At 70.2% G+C, this 6,634-nt stretch carries 9 protein-coding genes; 1 reads left to right on the top strand and 8 read right to left on the bottom strand.

All coding sequences use genetic code 11. The features are described 5' to 3' along the window. Positions 1 to 219: 219 nt before the first annotated feature. The 3 genes from VKH46_10775 to VKH46_10765 all read right to left on the bottom strand — a co-directional run bounded on the left by VKH46_10775 (position 220) and on the right by VKH46_10765 (position 2,261). Positions 220 to 1,500, bottom strand: a complete 1,281-nt coding sequence (locus VKH46_10775; GenBank protein ID HKB71317.1) for a phospholipase D-like domain-containing protein — start codon at positions 1,498 to 1,500, stop codon at positions 220 to 222. Then, the gene (locus tag VKH46_10770; protein ID HKB71316.1) at positions 1,497 to 1,715 is read right to left on the bottom strand and encodes a hypothetical protein; all 219 of its coding nucleotides are present in this window, start codon (positions 1,713 to 1,715) and stop codon (positions 1,497 to 1,499) included. The genes VKH46_10775 and VKH46_10770 overlap by 4 nt, the downstream gene beginning before the upstream one ends. 81 nt (positions 1,716 to 1,796) lie before the next feature. Continuing rightward, positions 1,797 to 2,261, bottom strand: a complete 465-nt coding sequence (locus VKH46_10765) for a YraN family protein (protein ID HKB71315.1) — start codon at positions 2,259 to 2,261, stop codon at positions 1,797 to 1,799. 294 nt (positions 2,262 to 2,555) lie between these two features. On the opposite strand from VKH46_10765, the gene VKH46_10760 reads away from it, so the two are divergent. Next, entirely contained in the window at positions 2,556 to 4,601 is a 2,046-nt protein-coding gene (locus tag VKH46_10760; protein ID HKB71314.1) for an arginine--tRNA ligase, read from the top strand. Here VKH46_10760 and VKH46_10755 read toward each other — a convergent pair. From VKH46_10755 to VKH46_10735, 5 genes are all read right to left on the bottom strand, one after another. Continuing rightward, positions 4,569 to 4,889 carry a hypothetical protein gene (locus VKH46_10755; GenBank protein ID HKB71313.1) on the bottom strand — a complete coding sequence of 107 codons (321 nt, stop codon included), beginning with the start codon at positions 4,887 to 4,889 and terminating at the stop codon, positions 4,569 to 4,571. The genes VKH46_10760 and VKH46_10755 overlap by 33 nt on opposite strands. Next, entirely contained in the window at positions 4,886 to 5,296 is a 411-nt protein-coding gene (locus VKH46_10750; protein HKB71312.1) for a phage holin family protein, read from the bottom strand. The genes VKH46_10755 and VKH46_10750 overlap by 4 nt, the downstream gene beginning before the upstream one ends. Positions 5,297 to 5,307: 11 nt before the next feature. Then, complete coding sequence (locus tag VKH46_10745; GenBank protein HKB71311.1) at positions 5,308 to 5,616, bottom strand: hypothetical protein; 309 nt, start codon at positions 5,614 to 5,616, stop codon at positions 5,308 to 5,310. Positions 5,617 to 5,712: 96 nt separating this feature from the next. Continuing rightward, positions 5,713 to 6,033 carry a hypothetical protein gene (locus VKH46_10740; GenBank protein ID HKB71310.1) on the bottom strand — a complete coding sequence of 107 codons (321 nt, stop codon included), beginning with the start codon at positions 6,031 to 6,033 and terminating at the stop codon, positions 5,713 to 5,715. After that, the coding region (locus tag VKH46_10735; GenBank protein ID HKB71309.1) for a hypothetical protein at positions 6,030 to 6,634 on the bottom strand (605 nt) is incomplete at its 5' end. The genes VKH46_10735 and VKH46_10740, both read right to left, overlap by 4 nt.

The raw sequence follows: 6,634 nt of genomic DNA, 5'->3' as shown, positions 1-6,634 counted from the left end.
CGCTGAACTCGCTGAGGATTCCCTGAGACGCGGCGAGAACCGGGCGATGCTGCGGAGCCGATTCTCAGTTGGCGCGACTTTGATCTCGCGGCGAGGCGCGAGCCCGGCGGGATGCGGGCCGGCCGCGAGATCCCGAGGCCTACCCGGGCGTAGGTCGCAGGGTCTCGCGGACGGCACGCGCCCGTCCGGCTCGATGCATCGCCGCACTCGCCGTCGGCCCTAGTAATACGGTTCCCAGATCCAGAATATGAGCTCGCTGATCCGCGCCGCCAATCCCCGGTGCGACCAGGTCCGGTGCGTCACCTGCCGGCAGCGTTTCATGTCGTCGTCGAACATGTGCTGGACGCGGTCCGCGAAAGCGCGGTCGTAGAAGACCAGGCTCTCCTCCGCGTTCTTTCCCATCGAGCGCTGGTCGAAGTTGATCGATCCGATCGTCGCGAAGATTCCGTCGACCAGAAAGACCTTGTTGTGCATCATCGTCGGCTGGTACTCGAAGATCTTCACTCCCGCTTCGAGGAGGGGTCCGTAGTGCAGCCGCGAGGCGAGGCGCACCATGGGCAGGTCGATCTTCGTCCCGGGCACCATCACCTGCACGTCCACGCCCCGCTGGACGGCGCGGATCAGCGCGTTGCGCGTCTGCTTGTCGGGGAGGAAGTACGCGTTCTGGATGCGGATCGTCTTCCGGGCCGACTGGATGGCCATGTAGTAGAGCATCTTCGGCAGGGACGACGCGTCGCCGCGCGAGGCCTTGATCGCTTCCGCCTCGACGTCGCCGGCCGGCGGGATCTTCGGAAAAAAGCGGTCCCCCGCGAGGATCTCGCCCGTCGTGTAGGTCCAGTCCTCCGAGAAGATGGCCTGCATCTGCGCGGCGACCGGTCCTTCGACCCGCACCTGCGTGTCGCGCCACTCCTTCGTGTTGCGGGCGTTGCCGAGCCAGCGCTCGTCGATCCCGAGCCCTCCCGTGTAGCCGATCTTCCCGTCGACGATGAGGAGCTTGCGGTGCGTCCGTTTGCCGATCTTGTAGATCGAGAAGAGGCGAATCGGGCGATATTCCCGAACGTTGACCCCCGCCCGCTTCAACGGTTCCTCGAGGTCGCCGAGCTTTCCGCCGTACGCGTCGATCAGCAGCCGGACCTCGACCCCCCGCCGAGCGGCGTCGATCATCGCCGCGGCGAACTGCCGTCCGGCGTCGTCCGGCTGGAAGATGTAGGACTCGAGGTTGACGCTCGTCTTCGCGGCGCGAATGTCGGCGGTCATCGCCGGGAAGATCGCGTCGCCGTTCTCGAGGAGATCCGCGGAATTGCCGCCGATCATCGTGCTGTTCATCGTGTCGAGCGAGCGCCGGAACTGAGGGTCCTCGACGCCGAAGTCGGCCTGGAAACGATAGATCTCCCGCTTCTCGGACGCGACGATGCCGTGGATGACCGTGCAGCGCGTCTGGGACCCCGCCGCGACGAGGATGAGGAAGGCGAGGACGTCGCGGCGCGGCGAGAACGTCACCGGTTTCCGGACACGGCCTTCGCCGCGGACGTCCTCGCGCCCGAGCGGTCGACGTCGGCTTCCCACAGGAGGGGCGGATGCCCGGTCACGTGCGCCGGGCGGGAAGCTCTCGCCCTCTGCGTCGTGCGCGGAGAATTCCCCGGCGGTCCCGCGACGAGGACGGCGATGCCGGCGACGAGGAAAAACGCTCCGATCAGCGCGCAGAGGGTCTTCACGTATGTGCTCCTGACGCACGATCAGGAATGCAGGAACGATGCCAGTGGATTTCTTCCGGAATGCCGCAAGGAACGGCACGGTCACCTCCGGCGCCGGGGCGGGAATGGACCGCGGAAGGCGTCGCGGAAGATCTCGATGCGCGGCGCCGAACCTTCCGCGGAAAGGATCGCGACGACGTCGAAGCGGCAAAAGCGCTCGCGCATCCGGCGCCGCGCGAGATACCACTCGGCCGCGCGGGCGAGCCGCCGCTGCTTTTCCGGCGTGACCGCTTCCGCCGGATGGCCCGCCCCGGTTCCGCGGCGCCATTTGACCTCGACGAAACAGAGCGTTCCCCCTTCTTCGGCGACGATGTCGACCTCTCCGGCCGGCGTGCGGAAGTTCCTCTCGAGGATGCGGAACCCCTCGCGGCGGAGAACGCCGACGGCGAGCGCCTCGCCCCGATCACCCACGCCCCGGGTGCCGGCGAAACGACGGCCGTCGCCCCCTTTGGGCTTCCGCATGCGGCGCACAACCGCCGCGACCGCGGCGGCGATTCGAGAAAGCATGGGCGGATTATGCCGAGGCCATCGCCTTCCCGTCGCGGCAAAATGAGCATGGCCTCGGAGGCCCTCGCATCGCTTGATTTTTCGCCGCAGGCTATCCAGCGCTGAGCGCGCCGATCGCCGCGCACGCCCGTGCGCGAGCCACCGAGGCGAAAAACTGCGATGCGGGAGCGGAAGCGCTGCGACGGGGTGCCCGCACGTGCGGTCGAGCCGCTCGTTCGGCGCAGCCGCACGGCGGGCACGCGCTGCCGGCCCCCGAGCAAGCTTTCGCGACTTCCGCGGTAAACTGCCGCCGCTTTGAGCCGTTTTTCCCTCTATGGCGCCCGGCGAGTCGAGCTCGCCGAGGCGGTTTCGCGGGCCATTGCCGCCGCCTTCGGCGCGGCGCCGCCCGGGACCGTGGAGCTCGAGCGGCCCGCCGATCCCGCACACGGCGACTATTCGACCACGGCGGCCTTCGACCTCGCCAGGACCCTGCGCCGCGCTCCCCGGGACATCGCCCGGGAGATCGCGGGATCGATCGTCCTTCCTCCGGGATTCGCGGAGGCGCGCGTGGAAGGTGCCGGATACGTCAACTTCCGGCTCGACCGCGCCGCGTTCGTGGCCCGGTTCTTCGCCGAAGAGGAGAGCGCCATCCCGCGGGCGGGCGCGGCCGCGAAGGTCATCGTCGAGCACACGAACATCAACCCGAACAAGGCGGCCCACATCGGGCACCTCCGGAACGCCATCCTCGGGGACACGCTCGTCCGCTGTCTCCGGGCGTCGGGGCACGCCGTCGAGGTCCAGAACTACATCGACGACACCGGGGTGCAGGTCGCGGACGTCGTCGTCGGGTTCTGGGACCTCCGACGCTGGTCGCTCGACCGGATCCGCGAAGCGATCGAACGGCCGGCGAGCGCGGGCGAGCGCTATCGGGCATTCGGAGACCTGTGCTGGGAGGTCTACGCCGAGGTCGGCCGCTGGTACGAATCCGACGTGTCCACGAAGGGCCTTCGCAACGAGACGCTCCATGCGATGGAGGAGGGCGGCAATGCGCGCGCCGCGGCGGCCGCCCTCATTTCCGAGGCGATCACGCGGGAGCACGTCGCCACGATGGGGCGCCTCGGCGTCCGCTACGACCTGCTTCCGCGCGAGTCCGACATCCTCGCGAAGCATTTCTGGACCCGCGCGTTCGAGCTCCTCGAGGCGCGGGGGGCGATCGTGCTCGAGACGGAGGGCAAGCACGCGGGCTGCTGGGTCATGAGGCTCACGCATTCGGAGGAGTTCGCGGGCCTCGAGGAGCCCGACAAGATCCTCGTCCGGAGCAACGGCACGGTGACGTACACGGGCAAGGACATCGCCTACCAGCTGTGGAAGTTCGGCAAGCTCGGCCTCGACTTCGACTACGCCCCCTTCGTCCCCGACTGGAACGCGGCTCGCGGCGCGGCCGACTCCGTGCCGGCGGAGGTCCGCGACCATCCGATCTGGCGGACGGAGACCGGCGCGACCGGCGACCATCCTCCCTTCGGCGCAGCCGCGCGCGTGATCAACGTGATCGACCAGCGGCAGTCCTATCCGCAGAAGGTCGTGCGCGAAGGGCTCCGCGCGCTCGGACGGGAAGCGGAGGCCGAACAGTCGATCCATTTCGCGTACGAGATGGTCGCGATGACCCCGAAATCGGTCGCCCGCCTCGCGGAGGAGTTCGGGGACGAGTACCGGCTCTCCGACGAGGACCGCGGGAAAGCGGTCGTCGAGATGTCCGGGCGCAAAGGCCTCGGCGTCAAGGCGAACGACCTCCTCGAGCTGCTGATCGGCGAGGCGCGGAAACGCTCCGTGTCGAACGAGCTCGCGCCGCCGTCGGAAGACACCGGGAACGCCCAGGCGGAGGCGATCGCCGTCGGCGCGCTCCGCTACTTCATGCTGAAGTTCGGCCGCAACAAGATCATCGCCTTCGATTTCGACGAGGCCCTCGCCTTCGAGGGGGATACCGGCCCGTATCTCCAGTACTCGTTCGTGCGGGTCGAGAACATCCTCCGGAAGCTCCGGGAGCGCGGCCTTTCCGCGGAAGTCGATCCGGCAACCCTCGGCGACGCGCCGTGGGAAGACGACCTCTGGGAGCTCTTCGTCGAGGCCGCGCGGATCGACGACGTCGTCGCGCGCGCGGTCGAAGCGCTCGAGATCGCCGCCGTCGCGCGGCATGCTTACGCGCTCGCGCAGGCGTTCTCGCGCTTCTACCACCGGCACCCGATCGTTTCGGAGGAGGACCCGCGGCTTCGGGCCCGCCGGCTCGCGGCCGCTCTCGCGTTCCGCTCCGGTCTGTCGCGCCTGCTGGCGCTACTCGGAATCCCGTCGCCGGAGAAGATGTGACAGGAAACCGGGAGCCCTCGGCGCCGCGAGCTTCGCGAGCGCGGGGGCGACGCCGAGCAGCACCTTCCCGATCCGCCATCCGGTCCTGACCTTCGTCCAGCGCAGCAGCACGGTGGCGGCGAGCATGGAGAGGCCGCCCCACTTGAGCGTGGAGCCCGCCGTCCGGATCCGGGCCGCGGTTTCCGACGACAGGCGGCCGGTCGCGTGCTCGAGCGCGCGCCAGGAGGAGGCGAGGCGGATTCGCTCGCGGTCGCCGGCGGCGGCGAGGGAGTCGAGGTCCGGTTTCACGGTTCGGGACCCGTGAAAGCGTCGAAGTCGCGCCGGAGCTCCTCGGCCGTGCGGCGCAGCGACGGCGCCGCGATGCCGCGCCATCCGGCGAATCCGAGCCCCGCCGCGGCGAGCACGCACAGTCCGAACACCGCGAAGATCGCGCCCACGAGCGTGCCCCACCAGGCGTAGAGCGCCGCCACGAGTCCGGCGACGAGGAGAGCCGAGGCCAGCACCATCAGGGCGAGCGCGACGACGAGCATCGCCGCGCGCACCGCCATTCCCCGCGCCCAGGCGCCCGCCTCCCCGCGAAACATCGCCCAGCGCACGGACGCGAGAGCCCGGGCCGACCGCGCGAAAGCGGCGGCGGAATCCTTCCACTCGCCCCAGGCGCCCGGCGCCGGCTCGGACGATTCCGGCTCTTCCACGGGTCCGGCCGTCAGTCCCGCGACGCGACCGCGGCGGCGATGATCGCGACCGCCGCGATGCCCACGATCCACTTCCATCCCGATCGGCGGCGGCGACGCCCCCCGGTCACGAGCGGGACGCCGTATTCCTTCGCGAGGCGCACGCCGCGCCCGGCGGCGAGCGCCAGGAGCGCCGCGCCGTGGCGCTTGGCCTCTTCGAGGAGCGCTTCGCCGCGCGAGAAGGCTTCGCCGCGAAGGTCCTTCCAGCATTCGGCGAGATCGTCGTTGCCGTCCTTGAGCGTCTGCGATGCTTCGTCCAGGACGGCCTGCCAGGTGTTCATGTTTGCCTCCCCCCCAGGGTCGACGCCTATCTTAACGCGCGGCGGGAAAGGAGCAAGATGAGCGCCGCCGCCGGCCGCGGTCCGCGTGGCGCCCCGTCAGGGACGGTGGAGCCGACCGGCGGCGAGGACGTCCTCGAGGGCGGAAATCGGGATCGCCCGCGCCGCCGCCTCGGGATCGGCGAGCTCCACGGCGTCGACGGCCAGCGCGACGAAATCGGTCCCCGTCCGCACCGCGACGGCGGTGCCGCGGGCCGGCGAACCGGACGCCGACGGATCGACCAACGGCAGGACCCCGCGCGGCATGACGAGGCACCCGTCGCGGACCTCGCGGACCAGGGTGACGAAGCCGACCCGCTCGACGGGGACGAAATACGAGGCGCCGCCGACGCGGACGACGAGACCCGCGACGCCGCTCACGCGTCCGCGAGCCGGAAACGGGAGATCTCCCGCTCGAGGGCCCCGATCTCGGTCTGCAGATCCTCGATCGCGGCGCTCACGACGGACGCCGTCTGCGTGTTCTCGGCGCTCTGCCGGCGCACGCGCGAGATGAGCTCGACCAGGCGCGCCGACTCCGCTTTCTGGCGCTCCGTCGACGAGAGGACCTCCCGGATGCGGGCGAGCGTGCTCTCGGCCGCCTGCGCGATCGAGTCCCCGGCGTTCTTCTGCTCGCGAACGGCGCCCTTGATCGACGCGGAACGCTCCCGCATGGAGGTGACGGCGTTCTCGATGTGCCGTCCGCCCGCCCTCTGCTGCGACATGGCCGAGGCGATCTGGGCGATCTGCTCGCGGACGCGGTCGATCGCGGTCGCCACGCGGTGCGACCCGTCGCTCTGCTCGGCGGTCGCGCGGGCGATCTCCGCCGCGGCGCCGCTCGCGAGCCGCGACCGCTCGAGGATCTTGGCGAGGCGGTCCCCGGCGCCCTGCGAGCGGCCGACGCCGTCCTCGACCCGCCGCACCGACTCCTTCATCGAATCGGAGAGAGCGGCGACCTCGTTCTGGATCCCCGAAAGGAGGTCGC

The organism is Thermoanaerobaculia bacterium (assembly GCA_035260525.1).
In the GTDB taxonomy this organism is placed as follows: domain Bacteria; phylum Acidobacteriota; class Thermoanaerobaculia; order UBA5066; family DATFVB01; genus DATFVB01.
This window is presented reverse-complemented; position numbering and strand designations above follow the sequence as displayed.